Source organism: Methanothrix sp., from assembly GCF_016706325.1.
Classification (GTDB): domain Archaea; phylum Halobacteriota; class Methanosarcinia; order Methanotrichales; family Methanotrichaceae; genus Methanothrix.
The window spans coordinates 1-21,305 of record NZ_JADJJX010000002.1; the positions used below are offsets into that span (position 1 = coordinate 1).

Annotated in this window: 20 protein-coding genes and 3 pseudogenes; 17 read left to right on the top strand and 6 right to left on the bottom strand. The window is 52.3% G+C overall.

Translation table 11 applies throughout. The features are described from left to right. The 6 genes from IPI63_RS09615 to IPI63_RS09640 all read left to right on the top strand — a co-directional run. Positions 1-597 (top strand): TatD family hydrolase (locus tag IPI63_RS09615; RefSeq protein ID WP_292478224.1); only part of this gene is annotated, 597 nt, incomplete at its 5' end. Between the two features lie 239 nt (positions 598-836). Continuing rightward, a complete protein-coding gene (locus IPI63_RS09620; protein WP_348528251.1) occupies positions 837-1,322 on the top strand; it encodes a TIGR00288 family NYN domain-containing protein in 486 nt (161 codons plus the stop codon). Positions 1,323-1,346: 24 nt separating this feature from the next. Beyond that, positions 1,347-2,102 carry a rhomboid family intramembrane serine protease gene (locus tag IPI63_RS09625; protein WP_292478226.1) on the top strand — a complete coding sequence of 252 codons (756 nt, stop codon included), beginning with the start codon at positions 1,347-1,349 and terminating at the stop codon, positions 2,100-2,102. A gap of 169 nt (positions 2,103-2,271) precedes the next feature. Then, positions 2,272-2,688: a CoA-binding protein gene (locus tag IPI63_RS09630; protein ID WP_214064707.1), complete on the top strand. Its 417-nt coding sequence runs from the start codon at positions 2,272-2,274 to the stop codon at positions 2,686-2,688. 94 nt (positions 2,689-2,782) lie between these two features. Beyond that, positions 2,783-3,652: a polyprenyl synthetase family protein gene (locus IPI63_RS09635; RefSeq protein WP_292478227.1), complete on the top strand. Its 870-nt coding sequence runs from the start codon at positions 2,783-2,785 to the stop codon at positions 3,650-3,652. Next, positions 3,625-4,788, top strand: a complete 1,164-nt coding sequence (locus tag IPI63_RS09640; RefSeq protein ID WP_292478228.1) for a radical SAM/SPASM domain-containing protein — start codon at positions 3,625-3,627, stop codon at positions 4,786-4,788. Before IPI63_RS09635 ends, IPI63_RS09640 begins: the two co-directional genes overlap by 28 nt. Before the next feature lie 102 nt (positions 4,789-4,890). Here the strand turns inward: IPI63_RS09640 and IPI63_RS09645 are convergent, their stop codons facing one another. Next, entirely contained in the window at positions 4,891-6,600 is a 1,710-nt protein-coding gene (locus IPI63_RS09645; RefSeq protein ID WP_214079917.1) for an AMP-binding protein, read from the bottom strand. 122 nt (positions 6,601-6,722) lie between these two features. Here IPI63_RS09645 and IPI63_RS09650 point away from each other — a divergent pair, with 122 nt between their 5' ends. The 9 genes from IPI63_RS09650 (at position 6,723) to IPI63_RS09690 (ending at position 14,068) form a co-directional block, all read left to right on the top strand. Continuing rightward, a complete protein-coding gene (locus IPI63_RS09650) occupies positions 6,723-7,814 on the top strand; it encodes a DJ-1/PfpI family protein (RefSeq protein WP_292478229.1) in 1,092 nt (363 codons plus the stop codon). 151 nt (positions 7,815-7,965) lie between these two features. Continuing rightward, positions 7,966-9,162 carry an HD domain-containing protein gene (locus IPI63_RS09655; protein ID WP_292478230.1) on the top strand — a complete coding sequence of 399 codons (1,197 nt, stop codon included), beginning with the start codon at positions 7,966-7,968 and terminating at the stop codon, positions 9,160-9,162. Positions 9,163-9,187: 25 nt separating this feature from the next. Next, positions 9,188-9,634 (top strand): DUF61 family protein, encoded by a 447-nt coding sequence (locus IPI63_RS09660; protein WP_214079918.1) that lies wholly within the window; start codon positions 9,188-9,190, stop codon positions 9,632-9,634. Positions 9,635-9,641: 7 nt separating this feature from the next. Continuing rightward, positions 9,642-10,226, top strand: a complete 585-nt coding sequence (locus tag IPI63_RS09665; protein ID WP_292478231.1) for a hypothetical protein — start codon at positions 9,642-9,644, stop codon at positions 10,224-10,226. A gap of 36 nt (positions 10,227-10,262) precedes the next feature. Continuing rightward, complete coding sequence (thiD, locus tag IPI63_RS09670) at positions 10,263-11,693, top strand: bifunctional hydroxymethylpyrimidine kinase/phosphomethylpyrimidine kinase (protein WP_292478232.1); 1,431 nt, start codon at positions 10,263-10,265, stop codon at positions 11,691-11,693. Positions 11,694-11,771: 78 nt separating this feature from the next. Continuing rightward, a complete protein-coding gene (locus IPI63_RS09675; RefSeq protein ID WP_214065729.1) occupies positions 11,772-11,987 on the top strand; it encodes a 30S ribosomal protein S17e in 216 nt (71 codons plus the stop codon). Next, on the top strand, positions 11,980-12,855 hold the full coding sequence (gene dapA, locus IPI63_RS09680; RefSeq protein WP_214065728.1) for a 4-hydroxy-tetrahydrodipicolinate synthase: 876 nt from the start codon (positions 11,980-11,982) through the stop codon (positions 12,853-12,855). The genes IPI63_RS09675 and dapA overlap by 8 nt, the downstream gene beginning before the upstream one ends. Then, positions 12,852-13,646 (top strand): 4-hydroxy-tetrahydrodipicolinate reductase, encoded by a 795-nt coding sequence (gene dapB, locus IPI63_RS09685; RefSeq protein ID WP_292478233.1) that lies wholly within the window; start codon positions 12,852-12,854, stop codon positions 13,644-13,646. Before dapA ends, dapB begins: the two co-directional genes overlap by 4 nt. Before the next feature lie 74 nt (positions 13,647-13,720). Next, positions 13,721-14,068, top strand: coding sequence for a hypothetical protein (locus IPI63_RS09690; protein ID WP_292478234.1), 348 nt, complete (start codon positions 13,721-13,723; stop codon positions 14,066-14,068). Positions 14,069-14,081: 13 nt separating this feature from the next. Here the strand turns inward: IPI63_RS09690 and IPI63_RS09695 are convergent, their stop codons facing one another. Both IPI63_RS09695 and IPI63_RS09700 read right to left on the bottom strand, forming a co-directional pair. Beyond that, complete coding sequence (locus tag IPI63_RS09695; RefSeq protein ID WP_292478235.1) at positions 14,082-14,237, bottom strand: hypothetical protein; 156 nt, start codon at positions 14,235-14,237, stop codon at positions 14,082-14,084. Between the two features lie 430 nt (positions 14,238-14,667). After that, the gene (locus IPI63_RS09700) at positions 14,668-15,168 is read right to left on the bottom strand and encodes a hypothetical protein (RefSeq protein WP_292478236.1); all 501 of its coding nucleotides are present in this window, start codon (positions 15,166-15,168) and stop codon (positions 14,668-14,670) included. A 95-nt stretch (positions 15,169-15,263) separates the two neighbouring features. Here IPI63_RS09700 and IPI63_RS12980 point away from each other — a divergent pair. Beyond that, positions 15,264-15,611: pseudogene (locus IPI63_RS12980) on the top strand (tetratricopeptide repeat protein); the annotation flags it as partial. Here IPI63_RS12980 and IPI63_RS09705 read toward each other — a convergent pair. Both IPI63_RS09705 and IPI63_RS09710 read right to left on the bottom strand, forming a co-directional pair. Continuing rightward, entirely contained in the window at positions 15,551-15,679 is a 129-nt protein-coding gene (locus tag IPI63_RS09705; RefSeq protein WP_292478237.1) for a hypothetical protein, read from the bottom strand. The pseudogene IPI63_RS12980 and the gene IPI63_RS09705 sit on opposite strands and share 61 nt — an antisense overlap. A gap of 103 nt (positions 15,680-15,782) precedes the next feature. Further along, a pseudogene (locus tag IPI63_RS09710) lies at positions 15,783-16,990 on the bottom strand (IS3 family transposase). Between the two features lie 199 nt (positions 16,991-17,189). Here IPI63_RS09710 and IPI63_RS09715 point away from each other — a divergent pair. Next, positions 17,190-20,129, top strand: coding sequence for a PD-(D/E)XK nuclease family protein (locus IPI63_RS09715; protein ID WP_292478238.1), 2,940 nt, complete (start codon positions 17,190-17,192; stop codon positions 20,127-20,129). On the opposite strand, the pseudogene IPI63_RS09720 reads toward IPI63_RS09715, so the two are convergent. After that, positions 20,126-21,216 (bottom strand): annotated as a pseudogene (locus IPI63_RS09720) (IS1 family transposase). The gene IPI63_RS09715 and the pseudogene IPI63_RS09720 sit on opposite strands and share 4 nt — an antisense overlap. Between the last annotated feature and the right edge of the window lie 89 nt (positions 21,217-21,305).

The window sequence follows — 21,305 nt, forward strand, 5'->3', positions numbered from 1 at the left end:
TATGAATTCATCTCCGCCACCCTGGGATTCAGCCCGAACTCAATTGACGGGAAGAAGGATCCCGAGATCCAGATGCTCTTGGATCAGATCGAAGAGAATGCCAGTCAGGCGGTGGGGATTGGCGAAGCGGGCCTTGATTACTATCACACCAAGGATGCTCCCACCAGGGAACGGCAGGCAGAGATCTTCAAGAGGGTGATAGCAATAGCTGAGTCTTTTGGCCTGCCCTTGGTCATCCATTCCCGGGATGCGGAACAGCCTGCCCTGGATATGGTCAAGCATCTGGAGAAAGTAGTCTTCCACTGCTATAGCGGCACCCTCCCCACTATGAGAGAGGCGCAGGATAGAGGATTTTATATCTCTTTGGCCACCAATGTATGCCGATCCGGGCACCATCAGATCCTGGCTAAAAACGTCTCCCTCGACCACCTGCTGGTGGAGACGGACAGCCCATTCCTCTCCCCTCGCAAGGGCAGAAATGAGCCGGCAAATGTGCTGGATGCCGTCCGGCTGATCGCCAGGATAAAAGGGCTGGAGCCGCAGGATGTGGCGGCACAAACGGCTGCGAATACCAAACGAATTTATAACATCCATTGAAATGACCTAAATTGATGAGACGTCTTGGATTATGAGCCTCCGAGATCGAGACCTCAAGGCCGAGACCTCCTGAGGCCAAGACCTCCTGAGGCAAAGACCCCTGAGGCAAAGACCCCTGAGGCAAAGACCCCTGAGGCAAAAACCCCTGAGGCAAAGACCCCTGAGGCCAAGACGTCCTGCGCAGGGATGAAGATAGGAAATCAGGCCATGACATCGAGAAAAGGGTCAACATGGATCGGATGACAATGCCTTTCGAGCATATAATGAAGTATCTGGGCTCTAGAAAGGAAAAGGGAAGAAAGCGGATCGGCCTTCTGGTAGATGGACCCAATATGCTCAGAAAGGAGTTCCAGATGGACCTGGAGGAGATCAGGGACATTCTGAAGGATTACGGCGATATCAAGATGGGCAAGGTATTCTTGAATCAGTATGCATCTGAGAAGCTGGTGGAAGCAGTGGAGAATCAGGGATTTGAGCCGGTGATCTGCACCAGCGATGTGGATGTCAGGATGGCGGTGGAGGGGGTGGATATGATCTACAATCCAGTCATCGACACCCTGGCCCTGGTCACCCGCGATGCCGACCTCAAGCCGGTACTAATGAAGGCCATGGAGCATGGCAAAGAGACCATCATCTTCGGCGCAGAGCCCGGTTTTTCTGTAGCCCTGAGAAATTCGGCCGATTATGTTATAGTGCTGCGCGATGGCCAGTATGTTACAGAATGAAGCATTGATCCTATGAGGTAGAAAGTGCAATTGCAGTTTGATTTATGTCCCTCCGCAAGTTCCGCCCAGAAAGGGCCTGTCAGGGAGAGATGGGGCTGGCTGGGGCCGCTTCTGGCACGGGCGGGGAGAAGAGTGGATTATAGAAGGAGGGATGAGTGGGGTGATCCAATAACTCCCAGCACCGGCTTGCTGGATCGCATTGGGGCACTGATGCCCGTATCCTACTCGGGCGTGATATTGCTGATCTGCATACTGGTGTTCTTCCTGGGATATTATATCCCAATAGTGGAAGAATTTGTGCAGAACTACCTGATACTGGCCCGCAATCACGCTCTTGAAATGCCCTGGACGATTCTGACTTACATGTTCGTCCACGGCGGCTTCAATCACCTATTCTTCAATATGCTCTTTTTATTCTTCTTCGGCATGGAGCTGGAAAGGAGGGTGGGGCCGGGGGAGTTTCTGCAGATCTACATCCTCTCCGGGATTTTTGCCGCCCTAGCCCAGATGGCAGTCAGCAGCGTGCCGATGGTAGGGGCGAGCGGGGCGCTCTATGGCGTCCTGGGATGTCTGGCCATAATCGCCCCCGAGATCCGGCTGCTCCTCTTCTTTATGATACCGATGAGCATCCGCTGGGCAGTGGTGCTCTTTGCCCTGATCGACCTTCTCTTCATGGGCTCGGCAGACAACATCGCCCATATGGCCCATATCGCCGGGCTGGTGGTGGGGCTGGCCTTTGGGCAGATGATGAAGGGCCAGGCTCAGTATTATTATCGGTGATCATGAGCAGGCTGTCATTTCGAGCTGCTTAGGCCTGCCGCTCCGGCGGGGAGGCCATGAAGGACTCTTGTGAATATATGCTCCACAGGATTCATTCTCTCGTCCTCTTGCCCCCTCCCCAATCGAAGAGAAGAATCCTATTTATCCTATCCCGGCTATACTATATCTCATGCCCATCCTCAGAGATGACAGGGATCTGAAAGAGGCCCTGCAAAGCTGCCGCACCATCTGCGTGGTCGGCATATCCCCTAACCCCTACCGGCCCAGCTACTTCGTATCCGAGGCCCTGCAAAAGCACGGCTTCAAGCTTTACCTGGTCAATCCCAACTGCGCCGGCCAGACCATTCTGGGAGAGAAGGTCTTGGCCTCCATCCATGATATCCCGGAGGATATCGATATCGTTGACGTCTTCCGCCGACCATCCGTCGTCCCCGCCCTGGCAGAGGAGGCGAAGAAGAAAGGCTTTCGAGTATTCTGGATGCAGCCGGGAACAGAGAGCCCAGAGGCCATAAAAAGGCTGGACCGGGAGGGATACAGAGTGGTGGCGGGAAGGTGCACCAAGATAGAGTCCAACCGGCTCTTGTAAGGCTGGACTCTCAAGAGATATTTACATTTATGGATCTGAAGATCCCACATCTTCTCAGCAAAAGCTAAATAACTGGCCGGGACTATTGGAATCGATGTTCTCCGCCTGTGATGAGTATCACTTCATCAACAAAGAGCTTGCTGTGCTGGCGAGGAATCTGCCCGATTCCCCTCTAGGGGAGATACTGAGCTATATTCTCTCTGCTCCGGGAAAGAGGGTCAGGCCGCTCATCCTGATCCTATCGGCAGAGGCTCTGGACATCCCTCCAGCTCATTCTATGAGCGCAGCGATGGCCATTGAGCTGGTCCACGCTGCATCCCTGGCCCATGATGATATCCTGGATCACGGCGTAGAGAGAAGGGGCTCGCCCAGTGCTCTGGAGCGCTTCGGCCCGGAGGCCTCTCTCCTGGCGGGCGACTGGCTCATCTCCAGGTCGATCGAACTGATATCCGGCTACAGCCAGGCGGTGATACAGGCGTTCTCCCGCGCTTGCATGGATATGGCAGAGGGAGAGCTTATGGACCTATCCTGCACAGGCTCGCCTGAGGAGTACTATCAGTGCATCTCCAAAAAGACGGCCTCCCTCTTCGCCACCTCGGCCAAGATAGGGGGGCTGATCGGCGAGGGGAGGAGGGAGGATGTGGCCCGGCTGGAGAGCTACGGGCAGCATCTGGGCTTAGGCTATCAGATTCTCGACGATCTGGAGGAATATCTGGGGCTTGACCAGGGAAAGATCTCCCAGAAGACATCAATCACCCTCCCCAAGATCTATGCCAGCCGAAAGCCCCGCACCACTGCGATACAGATGTGCATAAGGGCCATAGCAGATCACTGCGATCAGGCCAAGGCTGCCCTTGAGGGTTTGCAGGCGGATGACGGGATTGTGCTCCAGCTGCAGGAGATAGTGGATGAGATGACCGGCCGGGGACTGGAAAGATGCAGATCGCAAAAAAGCCTCTGCTGAGGATCGAGGCCTCGGCGGAGGGAGAAGGGATCAGGCTTTCAGCCCGCGGCCCGGCTGCCCTCCTGGCCGGCCCCATAATCGAGCAGATCAACAGGGTCTTTGCCACAGAGAAGCCCATAAGCTCCGGTCCGGACAGATTCATCTTCTCCACCTGGATTCCCCCTGCCCCGAGCGCTGCCTTCGACCGGATGCTCTCTGCCCAGGTGGGGGCGATGATCCGCCGCCCGGTGCCCGATCAGTTCTCCATAGCAGTGATGAAGGCCTGCCCCAATGACTGCCTGCACTGCTCTGCCCCCTCCCGTCTGGGAGAGGTTCTGAGGAGCGATGTGATCAAGAGGGCCATCTCCCAGGCCCTGGAGATGGGCTCGTATCTGATCACCTTCGATGGCGGAGAGCCTATGCTCCGCCGGGATCTGCCCGATCTGGTCTCTTCTGTCGACCACAGGGCAGTGGCAGCAAGCTTCACCAGCGGCTATCATCTGACGGCAGATATGGCCAGGCAGCTGAAGGATGCGGGCCTATATGCTGTGCGAATAAGCATCGACAGCCCAATCGAGGAGAAGCACGACCATTTCCGGGGGAGAAGAGGAGCCTTTCAAGATGCCCTCTCAGGGATTCGGAATGCCCTTGAGGCCGGCCTTCTGGTGGACCTGTTCATGGTGACCTCGCCACATAATATCGACAGCCTTGAGGAGGCGTTCGGCCTGGCAGAGGATCTGGGAGTGCACGAGCTATCCCTCTATGAGATAGTGGCTATAGGCCGGTGGGCTTCACATCAGGATGAGGTGCTCACAGCAGGGGATGTGGCCCGGCTGGAGAGCTTCCACAAGCAGAAGAATCGGATGGAAGGACCACGGGTCTCAGCACTGCCCTACCTGTTGAGCGCAGAGATGTTCGGCTGTTTTGCCGGGCGGCGGTGGATTCATGTGGACGGCGATGGGGCGGCACTGCCTTGTGCCTATATGCCTTTGGACTTTGGGAATATCAAAGAGAAGGGGCTGGAGGAGATCTGGAGGGAGATGAGCCGTTATCCCTGGTTTAAGGGGAGATGCTCCTGCCAGATGAGGGAGGCAGGATTCAGGGAGGCGCATGCCGAGGCACTGGGAAAGCAGCGGGGAATTCACAAGGATATCTGATGATTTTTAATATAATAAGCATTATAATTATATTTATATATTCGTGAGAGGGAAAAGGGATCGGGAGATAAAAAAGCAGAGCGGGAATGATCCTCCCGGTCACTATGCCGTCTTCATCTCCGCCGCCTCCTCCAGCCCCAGCTCCTTGATCGAGTCCTCTCTCATCTTATACTTCTGAATCTTTCCACTGACTGTCATGGGAAAGTCGTCTACGAACTTGATGTATCTGGGGATCTTAAAGTGAGAGATTCTTCCCCTGCAGAAGGCCTTGATCTCATCCGGGGATATCGATGCAGCATTCTTGAGCTTGACCCAGGCCATCAGCTCCTCGCCGTACTTCTTGTCGGGAACGCCGATCACCTGCACATCGCTGATGGCGGGGTGGGTATAGAGGAACTCCTCGATCTCCCGCGGATAGATGTTCTCACCCCCTCTGATCACCATATCCTTTAGCCGGCCGGTTATCTTGCAGTAATCGTTCTCATCCAAGGTCCCCAGGTCGCCGGTATGCAGCCAGCCCTCCTCATCTATGCACTGCTCAGTTGCTACTGGATTGTTGTAGTATCCTCGCATGATCATATAGCCCCGGGCACAGATCTCTCCTGTCTCCCCCCGGGGGACGATCTTTCCCGTCTTTGGGTCCACGATCTTAATCTCCGTGTGGGGCATGGGCCTTCCCACAGTCGAGACCCTCAGGTCCAGGGAGTCGTCAGTGGAGGACATGGTGATGCCAGGAGAGGCCTCAGTCTGGCCGTAGGTTATCACCACATCATGCATGTTCATCAGAGTGTTCACCTTCTTCATGAACTCAATGGGGCAGGGCGATCCAGCCATGATCCCAGTGCGCAGGGTGGATAGATCGAATCTCTCAAAATCGGGGTGCTCAAGCTCGGCCACGAACATTGTAGGAACTCCATGCACTGCAGTGCAGCGTTCCTTCTCTATAGCAGAGAGAGTGGCTTTGGGGTCGAAGTGCTCCGCCGGCAGGACCATGGTCGCTCCATGGGTTACACTGGCCATATTGGAGAGGACCATGCCAAAACAGTGATAGAATGGCACTGGTATGCACAGACGGTCTCTTTCTGTGAACTCCATGCACTCGCCGATGAAGTAGCCGTTGTTGAGAATGTTATGGTGGGTCAGCACCACCCCTTTGGGAAATCCGGTGGTCCCCGAGGTATACTGGATGTTGATGGGGTCGTCAAAGTCCAGGCTCGCAGCCCTCTCCTCCAGCACCTCATCTGGAATCTCGTCGCCCATTTCGAGCACATCCTCCCAACTGTACATGCCCGGCTGCTTCTCTCCCCTGATCAGGACTGCTGTTCTCAGGAAGGGCAGCTTCTCGGAGTGGATCTCTCCTGGTTTGCTGGCTGCGGCCTCGGGGCAGACCTCATAGAACATCTTGACATAATCAGAGCTTTTGAACCTGTCCATGAGCAGGAGGACCTGGGCCTCGGATTGACGGAGGGCGTACTCCAGTTCATGAGTCCTGTAAGCGGGATTGATGTTCACCATGATGATCCCCGCTTTGGCGGTGGCGAACTGGGTGATGATCCATTCTGCTATATTCGTTGCCCAGATTGCCAGGCGGTCGCCCTTCTTCATCCCCAGGGCAATGAATCCCTTTGCTGCCCGGTCCAACTCCTTTTGCAGCTCGCGATAGGTATATCTTTTTCCCTGGTGGATGGAGACAATTGCATCATTATCCGGATACTTCTCAGCAATCTCACTGAACATGTCGCCGATGGTCTTTCCAATAAGCGGTTTTTCTGAGCCGCGAAATGCATAGCTGTGGGAGATTCTGCCTGGCATGGGGTTCCTCTCAATCCCTCAGGGAATATAATGGTATCTCAGGCAGAAGAGGATCATCCTATCATTTCATATGTAATTCAGTTTCGTTGATCTATTTATCCTCATCCATCGCTTTACTGAGCATGAAGAGCCCATTCTCCCTGATATTGATCTTAATGATGCTGGCAGTGATATATCCGGCATCCGCCCAGTATGCGCCTCCGGCTGGCTACAATACTGGCTACAATACTGGCTACGATACAGGCTATGATACTGGCTACGATACAGGCTATGATACTGGCTACGATACAGGCTATGATACTGGTTACAATACAGGCTATGATACCGGTTACGATACTGACTACTACACAGATCACAATGCCGACTACACCTGCTGGCAGTGTCCCGTCTGCGGATTTACCATCGGCTTGACATCCGCCGAGGCAGATAGCATCGATCCTTATGACCTCTGCCCGATCTGCTATTCCGCATATGCGGGCAGCTTCATTCCTGTCGACTGCTCAGAGAACATGAACTCTCAAGAGAGAGAGGACGTTAGCATCTCCGGCGGCAAAGAGGATTCATTGGACCGGACCGCCCCGATCGCCCCCATTCCATACCGCTCGGATAAGAGATCGGGCAATGATACTGCACCTGTCCGGGATGAACTCTCACCGAGAGGAAAGATACTGATGGTGCTCCCGCCTGACCAGTATCAGGAAGAGGAGCTGAATGTGCCCCGCAACTACTTCCAGAGCGCTGGCTACCAGGTCCAGCTGGCCTCCAAAGGGGTGAAGACGGCCACGGGGATGGACGGAGAGAAGACGGAGGTGGATCTGGATCTGGATGAGGTGAATCTCTCTGAATACATCGCCGTGGTCTTCGTGGGCGGCGAGGGGATCTACTCGGATGAGCTGCATAAAGATCCAGGCTACCAGAATCTTGCTCGATCAGCCCTAAGAGAGAAGAAGATCGTGGCCGCCATCTGTCTGGGGCCCTGGATCCTGGCGGATGCCGGCCTCCTCCAGGGCAAGAGGGCTACTGCATCTGATACCGACCACATCAAATCCAAAGGAGCAATAGTAGCAGATGAAATGGTGGTCCAGGACGGGATGATCATAACAGCCAGCGGACCCGATGCCTCCCAGGAGTTCGCCAGGACGGTGCTCGCCGCCCTGGAGGCCTCCTCCAGCACTGCCGACAGCCTAGATCTATCTCAGGAGCCAGATCAGTAGAGGAGAAGTAGGAAAACAATAGAGCACAGGTCACCTGTAGGCTGCGCGAGGGGGGGGGGGCAATTAGCTTTGGTGAACGGGGGGGGGGGGGGGGGGGGGACTCCCAATAAGAGCTAAGATTTTTATGCTTTAGAATTAAAAAGGGCACCAAATGACCGAGGTCCGAGACCCAGTGCACGGCTACGTCCGGCTGGAAGGCCTGGCCCTGAGGCTGGCCAACACCCCTCAGATGCAGAGGCTCCGCTGGATCAAGCAGCTTGGGCTGGCAAACCTGGTCTATCCCGGGGCCAACCACACCCGCTTCGAGCACAGCCTGGGGGCCTACTACATGGCCTCTCTCCTCACCGATCACCTGGGGCTGGAGGAGGAGGAGAAACAGGAGGTCTGCGCCGCCGCCCTCCTGCACGATGTGGGCCATGGCCCCCTCTCCCATGCCACGGAGTCGGCTCTCGCACCCTTTCTGAGGACGGAGCACGAGAGCGTCATCGATATCCTGAAGAGGGGAGAGCTGCGGGAGGTGCTGGAGGATCACGGCCTGAAGGCCTCTGATATCCAGTCCTTCATCAACGGCCAGGGCAACGGGCAGATCGTGAGCGGGGAGATCGATGTGGACCGAATGGACTACCTCATCCGGGACGCTCATTACACCGGCGTGGCCTACGGGGTGATAGATCATCTGCACCTCCTGCAGAAGATGACCTTCCATCAGGGCCAGTTAGCAGTGGAGGCAGGAGGAGTGCAGGCGGCAACATCGCTGCTCATCTCCCGGCTGCTCATGCACCCTGCCGTCTATTTCCACCATGTCTGCCGGATCTCGGAGTGTATGATCTCCTCCGGGATCAGAAGGATGATCGATGAGGGCGAAAGCCCTGCTCGGATAAAGAGGATGGACGACATCCAGCTCTTCACTGCTCTGGAAGAAGCAGGCGGCTATCCGGCGGAGATGGCCTCCCGCATAAAGTCCCGCCAGCTATTCAAAAGGGCGGTCTATGTCGATCTGGAGAGCCTGGAGCCATCACTATTGAGGGTCAGCGAGAAGATCATCGCCCAGGAGATAGCGGGGGAGGCAGGGATGGATGCCGACTGGATCCTGGTGGACAGGCCGCCCCTTCCAGACAGCCCCGAGGGCAGCTTTCCCGCCCTGGTGGGGGAGGAGATCAGGCCCCTGCGGGAGGTCTCGCCCCTGGTCAGCATCCTGGAGAGAGCCCAGAGGGCTACATGGCGCTTTGGCATCTACGCCCCGGCGGAATTGAGAGATGTGGCGGCAGGAGCTGCCAGAAGGTGCCTGAACCTGAAGAAGGGCACAGTGCAGCATACATTCTCGGACATCGATAACGGTTACCTTTAAGTCAATAGAAGTGAGATTGATTCCAATGGCATTTTCCGGAGAAGGAAGAGGATTAAACAAGAATATACTGGTCAAGACCATCCAGACGATGAACCAGCACCTGCCAAACAGAAGGCTCAACCTCACTGAACTGCTGGCAATGGAGAAGCCGGGAATCAGGGGAAAGGATAACACCTTTTTCGTGATGGATCGGTCCGAGCTCAAGCTGATCTCCGAGTCGCTTCCCAGATTCCTATGGAGCCGCCTCAGGCTGCCCATGCTCATTGAGATGTCGCCAGATTTCGGCAGTGGCGGAGCGCGCATTCAAGGTGAGGCAGAGGTGGAGCTGACGAGCAAGATCCTGGACAAGGAGAGGCCGTTTGGGTCCAGGCAGCTTGTGATCTACCTCCCAGATGTGCGGGAGCTTCGCCGGAAGCTTCCTACAACTACTCAATATGCATTCGTCACCAATCTCCGGGATAGAGAGTTTTAACGGCTGAATGAGCAGTGCCTTGGGGGCACTGGAGGATTCTATGGCAGAGGACAGGCTGACAGAAGGGGCAAGACAGTTTAAAGAGAGGATGAATGCTGGTGCCTATAAAGAGGCAGCAAAGATCAAGTCGGACTTCGGCCTCCCCAATTCCATGCTGATGGATGCAGTCAGTGCGGCATATGATGCCAACATGAAGAAGGGGGATTATTCCATTGCAGCCGAACTGGCCAGGCAGTATGATCTTCCCGGCGAGCTGCGCCTGGAAGCAGCTCAGAGATCATTCCATAGAAAGATTGACAGCGAGTTCTACCGGGCTGCAGCGGAGTACGCCAAGGAGTTCGGGCTGCCGGAGGATATGGTCAGGCAGGCGGCCACCCAGGCCTTCAATAAGAGCATGAGCATGGGGATGGTCAAGAATGCTGCCGAGATCGCCGATGACTTCGACCTTCCCAGGCCGATGAAAATGGAGGCGGCAAAGAGGTCCTTCGAGCAGCATATGCAGGCCGGCCTCTACCGCAAGGCTCTGAAGATCGCCCATAAGTACGACCTTCCAGAGGAGATGGTGGCAGAGGCAGAGAAGAAGATATCCTGAGGCCTCAAAAGAGGCTTCGGGCTTGAGATTAAAGGCTTGAAGCTTGAGGCTCGCACTGACCTCATCACTGGACACATGCCGAAAGTAGTGCTGACAATAGGCGGATCGGATTCCGGAGGAGGAGCAGGGATCCAGGCGGACATCAAGACCTTCTCCGTCCTGGGGCTGCACGGGACCTCTGCCATCACCGCCATCACCGCCCAGAACACCATGGGAGTGCAGCATATCTATCCCCTTCCCCCGGAACAGGTGAGAGCGCAGCTTACGTCGATAACAGAGGACTTCTCCATAGCCTGGGCCAAGACCGGCATGCTCCACTCAGCACAGATTGTGGGTGTAGTGGCCGATCACCTCTCAGCAAATGAAATTCCTCTGGTCCTGGACCCTGTGATCGAGGCTGAGGCTGGAGGAAGGCTCCTCCGGCCGGAGGCTGTATCCGCCCTGATAGATCATCTGATACCCATAGCAGGGGTGGTAACCCCCAACATATTCGAGGCTGAAGCGCTCACCGGCATAGCAGTCTGCGATATGGAGAGCGCAGCTCATGCCGCCCGGAACATCATAAGCCTGGGGGCGCAGGCGGTGATCATCAAGGGAGGGCACCTGGATTGCACCGATCTGCTCATGATGAAGGATAGGAGCATCCTGTTGCCCTCAGAGAGAATACCAGGAGAGAACCATGGCATAGGATGCACCTTCTCTGCCGCATTAACCTCTTTTCTTGCCGGGGGCTGCTCACTGGAGGAGGCCGCCCGCAGGGCGAAGGAGTTTGCAAAGAGCGCCCTTCGCGGGAGCCTCAGGCTGGGAAGGGGGGCGGGCCCGGTGAATCAATCTGCTGCTCAAAGGGCTGAGGCAAGCCGATACCGGGTGCTCTGCGACCTGGAAAGGGCAATGGACCGGCTGGAAGAGAATCCCGATCTCCTCGATCTCATGGCAGAGGAAGGAGCTGGACCGGCCATGGCCGTTCCCGGTGCCAGCTGCCTTGAGGATGTGGCAGAGCTGAAGGGAGGAGTGGCGAGGATCGGGGATAAGATATGCCGCCGGGGAGGCCTTCGCTTTGGAGAGAAGAGCAATAAGGCGGCTGTGATCCTGGCGGCAATGAGGATAGATCCCCGGGCCAGGGCAGCCCTCGAATTGGCGCCTTCTGCTCTCTCACTCTGCAGGGAGTCTGGCTTCTTGATAATGGACGGCACTATGGGTAGCACTACGGACAGCACTTCGCGGCACAAGATGGGAGCAGATGGCCGGGGCCAATTGAGGGGGGAGGAGGGATCAAAGGGGAGAGGGTCGAGCAGAGAGGCGCCAGGCCATTTGCAGGCCGGCTCAACACTGCTGCCCATTGCGATATGGGATGAGGGAATTCATGGAAAGGGGCCCAGGCTTTATCTGTTAGGGAGCTCAGCATCCTCTCTGATCGAATTGGCGGCCAGAATGTCCGGCAGCCACGATCCTGCGCCAGGGTTATAGCAGTCTGTCAGATGATAGTAAGATATAAATTGTGGGGCAGGGATGCACAAAGGAATTGCTCTAGCTGGAGTGTTGATTATGGGAAGCGTTAAGCCTAGTTATATCAAGAATTTCGCGACGGATCTATTAAGAGAGCATGAGAGCTCATTTAGCGCCGATTTTGAGCAGAATAAGTTGATGGTATCCGAGTATACCGATATCAAAAATAAAGCCATCCGCAACCGCGTAGCAGGCTACATATCCAATGTGATGAGACAGAGAAATACGAGAAGAGAGGTCGAGGTTGATGTATAGCGGCGTGTTTCCTGCGATCATCACGCCATTCTTAGAGGACATGAGCCTGGACGAGGAGGGGCTGAAGAGAAATGTGTTGCACCTTTGCCAGACAGGTATAGCGGGGATAGTGCCCTGCGGAACCACTGGCGAGGCGGCCACTCTTACCATTGCAGAGCACAAGCGAGTGATAGAGATCACAGTGGAGAACTCGAGCGTGCCGGTGATAGCAGGCACTGGCTCCAACAACACCCGTGAGGCAGTGGAGCTGACCTGCCATGCTGCAGAGGCGGGCGCTGATGCTGCCTTGCTGATAACTCCCTACTACAACCGGCCCAATGATCGCGGCATGTTCGAGCACTTCAAGACCGTGGCCGAGAAGTGCAATATCCCAATGGTGCTCTACAATGTTCCCAAGAGGACGGGAATCGACCTCAAGCCGGAGCTGGTGGCAAAGCTCTCCCGGATAAAGAATATCGTAGCAGTAAAGGAGGCCAGCGGAAGCCTCTCTCAGCTATCTCAAATAATTGAGCAGACCCGGGAAAGTGACTTTTCCGTCCTCTGCGGCGATGATGACCTTACGCTTCCATCCATAGCCCTGGGGGCACAGGGCGTGATCTCTGTAGTGGCCAATGTCGCCCCCAGAAAGACAGTGGCCATGGTGAATGCCATGCTCAAGGGCGATCTGGAAAAGGCGAGATCATTGCACTATGAGCTTGCCCCTCTGGTCCGGGCGATGTTCCTTGAGACCAACCCCATCCCTGTGAAGAGCGCCCAAAAATATCTGGGATTGGCGGGCGGGCCGTTGCGCCTTCCCCTGGCGGAGATGTCCCCGGATAAAGAGAGCATTCTCAAGGGGGTCCTGGAGTCTCTGGGCGAGAGGGCATGACTCGGATTGCAGTAACTGGGGCTCTGGGTCGCATGGGCACTCTGGTCATCCAGGAGGCGGCCAGGATCGAGGGAATGGAGCTGGTGGCGGGCCTGGATGTTATCGGGGCAGGGGAGCCTCTTCCGGGGGGCCTTCTGGTCAAGGATGCCTCCCGGCTGGAGGAGGTGATAATAGAGAGCAAGCCGGATGTGCTAATCGACTTCACCATCGCCAAAGCAGCAGTGGAGAACGCCTGCACTGCGGCCTCTCTTGGTGTGGATCTGGTGATAGGAACCACGGGCATCTCTCCTGAGCAGCACTCCCAGATGAGAGCAGCAATCGAGGGCAATGTGGCAGCAGTTATAAGCCCCAACTTCGCTGTGGGAGTGAACCTCTTCTGGAAGCTGGTGGCAGATGCTGCCGCCTCTCTCAAGGGCTATGACTTCGATATAGAGATCATTGAAGCCCATCACAACCAGAAGAAGGATGCACCAAGCGGCACTGCCCTGGCCACTGTGCAGGCCATAAGAAGGGCGCGGGGAGAGCCGGATTCGCTTGACGCTTCCAGCGTGGTTTATGGCCGGAAAGGGATTATGCTCCGGGGCAAGGAGATCGGAGTGCATGCTGTGCGAGCCGGGGATATTGTAGGAGATCACACTGTCCTCATGGCAGGTCCGGGGGAGAGGCTGGAGATAAAGCATCAGGCTCATAGCAGGACGGCCTTTGCCAGTGGTGCAGTGCGGGCAGCCAGCTGGGTGGCGGGAAGGGATCCAGGAATCTACAGCATGGGAGATGTCCTTCAATCGAGATGAATCGAGTAGCTGAAAGGAGCCTGTCCCTTTTATATGGGAGAGAGCAGCTGGACCCTTTTTCTCAGTCGAGGAATGTGATCGGCTTCTGTGGCATTTGCGATTCAGAGCTGGAGAGCCTGGCATACTACTGCACAGACCAGGAATGGCTGATCTCAGCCCGCTGCAAGAGAGGGCATCTGGCACTGCTTCGTTACGACAGGGAGTGGAACTGGAAAGAGGACCTCCCTTTAGAATTTGTTAAGGAAGAGATCAGAGTTTCCGATCTGGACGGGGAGATGCTTAATTCCGTCTTCACCCCGGCAGAGATCAGGGATATGATCGCCTGCCAGCAGGGTCGGCCCTACACCAGGCAGAACATCTACCGCGCCAGGGCGAAGTACGAGAGGTTCGAGAAGCTATTTGGGATCAAGATCGAGATTTAGTCCTCCACAAGTCTCAGTGGCGTTTTTCCGTGAATACAAGCCTGACATTGAGCAACTGGCCCTCCTCGCAAGACTCCCTTATCCCACCTTCAGTAGAAACGGATGTTGTTGGCACCACCAGAACCCTGAGATCGGCGAACCCAAAAGTCATGATCTTAGAGGGCTTCAAGGATTACATACCACATAGCATTACGTTATTGTCTATCTCATCTTTGAAGACTATGTGATATTTATAAATCTAGAACACATGATAAAGCCTACGAGGCAACAGAAGGTCCAATGAATCGCATTTTAGAGGATGATAGAATGCTCACCGAACTAAAGCAGGCAAATATTCCAACAGAAGAGTTTGCCAGAATCATAAGAACCATAGGTAGACGCTGAGATCGTCCTCCTCTTCACCTTTTTCTCTTCTTAATTCTTAAGGATTAGGTCATATGCATTAAGGATTAAGCCATATGCATTAAGGATTATGTCATATGCATTAAGGATTAAGGGAAATGATCTCAAGATAATAAAAAAGGTCAGCGGATTTAACCGCTTTTCAAATGCTCCTCACTTCGGGCTCACAGGATTTATTTGCTGATTTTTTTCTCCAACTAAGCATCTGCAGGTCGCCAGCCCTCATCGGTGGAATAGGGAAGAGCCTTGCCGTCAAAAATTATGCGTATGCGCCTTTCGCCCTGGCTACCAGTGACCTCCTCAGCAATGATCGTAAAATCTATCGCTGACATGATAGCGTCTCCGAATTGCTCGTTCATCCATCGTTGGATAGCTGGTGCATATACATCAACTGCCTCGTGAAGGCGGTAGATTGCTCCAGCTTTCCATCGTACTGGTGGAGTGCGAAGTGGATCTAGCGTCCCTGCCTTCAAGTCGAGCTGCTTTTCTAGGCACTCTTGCGTGGTCGCCTCCAATGGAGCTTGTCCGCTCAGGATCGCTCCAATACGAATCGGTAGTAGGTTGCAATTTTCTCCCATCGCTTCGAGGGTCAGTCCTTTATCCCGCGCTGCCTTATTCGCAATATCGAGAGCCTGCAGACGGGCCTGATAACTTTCAATAGCGAGGTCATCGCCCTTACTGTTCATTAGTTGTTTCATCTTCTTCTCCTTTCTACTATTGGCCCAAATGCCCCCTTCATTCAAGTACCTTTGCATGCGGATTCAAGCATTGTTGGCATGGGTATGATGAGGCGGCAGAGGCATTTGGAAGGACGATCGAGCTAAATCCAGCAGAAAATCCTTTTGATTGGATCCTGAAGGGTAATGCCCTCCGTGATGGAAAAAGATATGATAAGGCCATTTCGGCATATGAGCACTCCCTGCAGATCGACCCCGATTATCCCGATGCGTGGATGGGAAGGGGCGAGGCCCTCTCCGCCCTTGGAAGAGGCGAGGAGGCCGAGGCTGCTCGTGCCCGAGATTGCGGAACTACATCTTCTTTTTCCGCTCAATATCTCAAGGCGACGTGTTGCATACGACTTCAGCCAAGAGCAGCCTCGGCCTTGAGATCTTCTACTGGACGGAAGGTGTCTGCGCCGTAGCCGGCAAGCTTGGCCAGGAAGCGCGTTCTTGGTATTCCTGGGGCTGCCCCTGAGGGCCATCTTCCCAACTCGTAGAGCTTAATTGGGGATAGGAAAGCTCGAGTTCAATTACTCACATAAAGCAGCGAAGAGCCATTTTATTGGAGTGAACCTCTGATAGTAGACAGGTAGTTAAGCAACGGCATTTAAAGCAACCTCCAATTCGAACTGATCCAGAGACATGTAATTCAGTGCCGAATGCAGTCTCTTCTTATTGTAAACCTTCTCAATAAAATGCCAGATGGTTTCATAGGCATCAACAAATGTCCCGTACTCATTAAGATATACCTCCTCGACCTTTTGAGTCTTGATAAAGCACTCCGCAAACGCATTGTCATATGGATTTCCTTTTCTGGACATGCTGATCAGAATATTATGGTTTTTAAGACAGTCAACATAATCTTTAGATGCATACTGCACCCCTTGATCTGAGTGATGGATGAGCCCAGTTAGAGATTTTGACCATCTATTCCTCAATGCCTTGGCCAATGCATTCATGGCCAGTTGGCCTCCCAAACTCCGGCCCAGATCCCAGCCGATACACTTTCTGCTAGCGAGATCCAGGATCACTGCCAGATAGATATGCTCATGCCGCAGTTGGATGTATGTGATATCCGACGCCCAGACCTGATTCACTCCGGTCACAATGGTGTTCTTCAGAAGGTTTGGATACACCGGCAGTCCATGGCTGGAATCGGTTGTTACTGGCTTGAACTTTTTCTTCTTATGGCACAGCAGGTTATCCAGATGCATGAGCCTTAGCACCCGCTTGTGGTTGACGGGATAGCCGCGATGATGGAGCTCTGCAGTTATCCTTCGATAGCCGTATCCAGGAAATTCCAGAGCAATATCTCGAATCTCATCTCTGAGAACTGTATTTTCGGCGATCTCAGAGGCATCTGAATTTTGCTCTATTCGCCATTTGCAGTAGCCGCTGCGACTCACTTCCAATGCCTGACATGATTGAGATACGGACAACTGAAGGCTGCTCGAATGAGCTTCCTGGATGATCATATACTGCCTCCTAGCGTCGGTTTTAGTCTCTCCTCCCGGACCTTCTTCTGGGTCATGGCGAATGCTTTTTTTAAAAGCTCGTTCTCAGCATGAGCTTGACCTAGCAACCTCTCAAGCTCGGCGATCCTGGCCTCGTACTTGCATATGTTGCCATTGCCGCTGAATGCTCTTTCTGGATTCTCGGCCAGTTCGTCTCGCCATCGGGATGGAAGGCTGGGGTGGACACCATATTCGCGGGCAATCTGGGCCAGGGGTTTGCCGGACTCAAGCTCGGCTACTACTGATATCTTGAATCCTCGGTCGTAGCGCCGTCTGGTCTTTTTCATATGATTCCCTCCATGAGTTGCCATTGCTTAACTCATTGTCCACTCGGAGGGGTTCACTCCACATAATAGTTAATAATAATTATAGTATATAAATTATATTAAAAAGTCTGCTGGTTTATAGGAGTTCTCTTCGAGCGTTAAGTTCTTCATCAGAAAGATCAACTGAACACGCGATTCGATTAAAGTAGGAAGGATCTCGTTGGCTGGAGCTATTCTTAGAGTTAATGTAACCGAGATTGGAGAGTTCATTCGCTATCAATCATGCGATCGCCGTTTCAAGTTAGATTATAATAATCGCGAGGAGGCAAAAAATGGAATTCCTTTCTTTGATCGGCTTTTTAACCCTTTGGATCTTGTGTTAAAGAGGGCAGGGGATGAAAAGGAGGACGAATGGGAGAGGCAGCTTAATAGTGCTGGCTTCAATAGCATTGTTTTCAACTCACAAAGTTTAAGCTTCAATGGACCGACTCTTGATGATGAGCAGGGTGCAACCTGGGAGGATTTTGCTCGAAGCATCCAGGATCTTGATATTAATCAGCCTGCATATGCACGTCAAGTTAAGATCGAAGCGGCAATAGGTACTTTTAATGTTGTGGGGAAAATCGATTTTATTCTAGTTTTATGGGAAAATGGGCTCCCTAAGCTAAGAATCATTGAGTGCAAAGCAAGTCGAAGAGATCGTACGTATCATCGGATTCAAGTTGTGCTTTATCGCATGATTGTGCAACGCTTGATGGAAGATGCTGCTTTATATGCTGGTGAGATCGCAATCGATCCACAGACTATTGAGTGTGTAGTAGCAAGGATCGATGAAAACACAAACGGTGTCCAAGATATACTTGCGTTGAACCCTTTAGAAAGTTTAGATCAAGAGAGAGAGGATATCGAGCGTTTGCTCGCAGAAGATGGCAGGCTTATGCAGATAGCACAGCAAGATATCCAGGATTTAGAATATCAAATTAATGAAAAATGTAATACGTGTGTATTTAATGTTTACTGCCTGCCGGATAGTGGAATTAGGCATAGGTTAGAGCTTCTGGGCATAGAGCCATCAGTAGTTCGAGCTTTAAAAAAAGTAGGTATATTAGATATTGACCAGCTAGCAGATTTCGATTTGGAGGGAACGCTTGCCGACCGCATAAGAAGACAACCGGGGTTCTCAGAAAACCTAGAGATACTGAGGCTAAAGGCAAGAGTCCGCCTACGAACTCTTCCTGGAGGGGACACAGATATCGACTCCTATGAAGTCCAACCTTTGCCATTTTATTCAGATCGTGGGCAACTTCCAGAGCACACAATTAATGATCAGAGATTAATAAGAGTATATCTTTCTATAGATTATGATTACGTAGAAAATAGGATAGGCGCACTTGCCGCACATATAACCAAGAGTGAGGGCTTAATATATACTCGATTCATCGAGGTTGATGGAAAATGGCAACCCGATCCGGAAATAAAGGAGGCCTGGCTAACAGAGCAGGAAGGAGACGAACAAGCCTATAATGACATTAGGCCTTTGAGCAGATTTAATGAAAGCATAGCGCGCTTCAAGACCTCTGAATGGACGGGAAGATATGATGAAGATACAGCAGCTGAAAGAGAACTAATCCAAGGTTTCTTGCATGAGCTTACGGTTGCAATTTCCGAAATCGCAGAGGTAGATCGGGCCCCGATCCATTTTTATGTCTGGTCTCGGGCAGAAATGTCTCATCTCATTGAGGCTTGCTCACGAGCAGGCTCGGCGCTTCTGAGTCACTTAAATGAACTCCTCGGATGTCGCCAGGGGCTAGAGCAGCTCATCTACTCTTGCCTTCAAGAGGAAATTAATAACCGCTTTGCGTTGGGATGGACCGGACGCGGACTGGTAGTTGCTACAAGCCTTAAATGGTTTGGGTGGCGCTACCATTGGCGCCGTCGTGTTGGCGGATCGGATGTAGATCTAGATCGAATATTCACACAGGATCTATTTGATTTTAAAACAACTTTAGCCATTAAAAGAAGTAGGATGAGTGCAGACGGGACTCTTCAATTTGAATGGGCAAATCCCCGTGATAATGGTGCTTTTAATCATCAATTTGAGATCCGCGGCAGGTTCTTTGATTCCCTTCCAGCTCCCTATTGGCATGCTGTCTGGAGATCACTTCCTAACTCAACTGAGCTTCGAGATAGGAAAGTTGCAAATGCCATAGAAAGGTATAATGCAGCAAGAGAGCCTCCTGGACTCTTGAAAGCCTACCTGAAAGCAAGGACGCATGCATTAAGATGGATAGAAGAGAGAGTCCGCTTCAAAAACCCGGACATTGAAAAGCCGCCTATAGTCATATCCGAAATAATGGAGTTTACGCTTGGCGTAGATAGCATAAGGAGATCGGCAATTGACTTCCTCCAACTCGACCAGCATGTTAGGATCACTGATTGGATTGCGTCTCACCTTGTACCTCCCGCAAATAGAGTCCCCTTAGGAAGGACCATTCCAGTTAGAAATGTTTTCGTAAGAGATGGCGACGTAATTGCACAGATAAGCCTTGAAGGGTATGGCTTTGATTACGACGTGATGGAGGCCAACTGTAGTATTGGTGAAGGATCTTTCATCCGCTTAACACCATGCTCAGATGATCCTTTCCAGGGACAAACCATTAGGCAGTTGCTTAATGCAGGTAGCACTTGCATAGTACGCGCCATTAACTGGCAGGCGAGAAAAGTCACTTTACATATTCTACCCATGAGAGAACCAGATAACTATCGCCTGCGAAGCATACCTCACTCAGAGGAAGGTAAAGTATTCGATTTCGCCACAATAGATGAAAGTCCGTCCGACTTCGTTGCTCCACGGGTTGAAAAAGCATTAAGCGTCAATGGGCTTTCTCCCATTTATCAATGGCTTGATCCACAAGATCCACGTATACCTCCACAGAATCTCATAGAAATGGATAGACAATCACGATTTAGAGGCTTTCTTAAATCCTTAGTCCTGCCGGATGGCAATAGATTAGATGAGGATCAGATCGCGGCATGTATTAGCGGTCTAAACACTCGAATTCAGCTGCTCCAGGGACCGCCTGGAACGGGGAAAACCAATACAGCCGCGGTTGCTTTGCTGTTAAGAGTTCTTGCTCGCTTTGCGGTCGTGAGCCTCTAATGGGTTTGAGTTTTGTAATATGGAAAAGTCAAGAGTTCCTGCAAGCTCCAGACATGATCGATTAAGCCAGCTTGCTTCGCGGGACTATTGAACTTCGTTATGCCCATCTCATTTCTATATTTTAGAGCACGATGCTTTCGGCAGTAGTTGAAGTGCGCGAAATATAGGGTCATTTGGTTATTCAATTCTGCAGTCTCCTTAGAGAAACCTATGGTTTTCCTTGATATGCGGTTATTATCTTGTCTGCATGTCAGGTTTTGCCGTTCAATGTAGCTGGTAGATATCATTTTGTGGTCTATATCTTTTCCAAATATGATTCTCTTGACCACTTTTTTAGTCTACCGTTGACCCTCATTTTAATGACTTGAGCATATTGTAATAGTTCATCTACGATTAATTTAGACTTCGAGGTCGCCCTCGCTTGCCTGTTGGTGCGAACGGCTGTAGTTTTCCATATTGCTTTCGAAGAGCTGCTGCATATAGTCTTAATCCATCTGTCACAAAGAGCGGCATTGATCTGAGTCTTTTGGCAGTATTTGAAACGAACTGATCTGCATTTTCCTGAGATCGCTCACCGATAACATGTGAAAGCACCAACCTGCAATTTGCAGCCATGCTTATCCAGATCCAAGTTCCTTTATCTTCGTATTCACCTTCTCTGGGTAGTGTTTTTCCCCACAAAAGTCCATGCCTCGTCCATCTCTACCTTTGGGGTCTCTACATCCTTCAAGACAACTTCATTGACTTTTTCACTATGCTTTGCTGCTTTCGAGATCCAAGTGCTTACAGTAGATGGTTTTGACTCAAGGATCTCAGCTATTCCTAAGACACTCATTCCACGCATGGCCATTTTTAGAGCCAGCTTGATCTTTTCTTCGTTTGTTCTTGTGTCATAGAATGCAGTGTTAGTTCTATCACAGAATCTGGTACCACATGTGTGGCAAATATATTTCCTGACCTTGCCGGAGCTTATCTTGTAAGTTCCGTACACAGTGACGTTTCCTTTCCCAGCAATTCCAAATAGATTGCACTGCTCATTCGGGCATGCTACATCCAAGAATCGAGGCTTTGGACCTCTTTTGCCCATTTTGCTACACCCCATGTAGCATATAGGAATAGGTTATATAAATAACAGCCGATTGTAGATTCACGACCGATATTCGACGCATGGTTAAT

Coding starts and splice junctions, on each gene's coding strand:
- IPI63_RS09655 (WP_292478230.1), top strand. CDS start 7,966: ATGACCGAGGTCCGAGACCCAGTGCACGGCTACGTCCGGCTGGAAGGC.
- IPI63_RS09645 (WP_214079917.1), bottom strand. CDS start 6,600: ATGCCAGGCAGAATCTCCCACAGCTATGCATTTCGCGGCTCAGAAAAA.
- IPI63_RS09620 (WP_348528251.1), top strand. CDS start 837: ATGACAATGCCTTTCGAGCATATAATGAAGTATCTGGGCTCTAGAAAG.
- dapB (WP_292478233.1), top strand. CDS start 12,852: ATGACTCGGATTGCAGTAACTGGGGCTCTGGGTCGCATGGGCACTCTG.
- IPI63_RS09640 (WP_292478228.1), top strand. CDS start 3,625: ATGCAGATCGCAAAAAAGCCTCTGCTGAGGATCGAGGCCTCGGCGGAG.
- IPI63_RS09660 (WP_214079918.1), top strand. CDS start 9,188: ATGGCATTTTCCGGAGAAGGAAGAGGATTAAACAAGAATATACTGGTC.
- IPI63_RS09650 (WP_292478229.1), top strand. CDS start 6,723: ATGAAGAGCCCATTCTCCCTGATATTGATCTTAATGATGCTGGCAGTG.
- IPI63_RS09675 (WP_214065729.1), top strand. CDS start 11,772: ATGGGAAGCGTTAAGCCTAGTTATATCAAGAATTTCGCGACGGATCTA.
- IPI63_RS09630 (WP_214064707.1), top strand. CDS start 2,272: ATGCCCATCCTCAGAGATGACAGGGATCTGAAAGAGGCCCTGCAAAGC.
- IPI63_RS09635 (WP_292478227.1), top strand. CDS start 2,783: ATGTTCTCCGCCTGTGATGAGTATCACTTCATCAACAAAGAGCTTGCT.
- IPI63_RS09665 (WP_292478231.1), top strand. CDS start 9,642: ATGAGCAGTGCCTTGGGGGCACTGGAGGATTCTATGGCAGAGGACAGG.
- dapA (WP_214065728.1), top strand. CDS start 11,980: ATGTATAGCGGCGTGTTTCCTGCGATCATCACGCCATTCTTAGAGGAC.
- IPI63_RS09700 (WP_292478236.1), bottom strand. CDS start 15,168: ATGAAACAACTAATGAACAGTAAGGGCGATGACCTCGCTATTGAAAGT.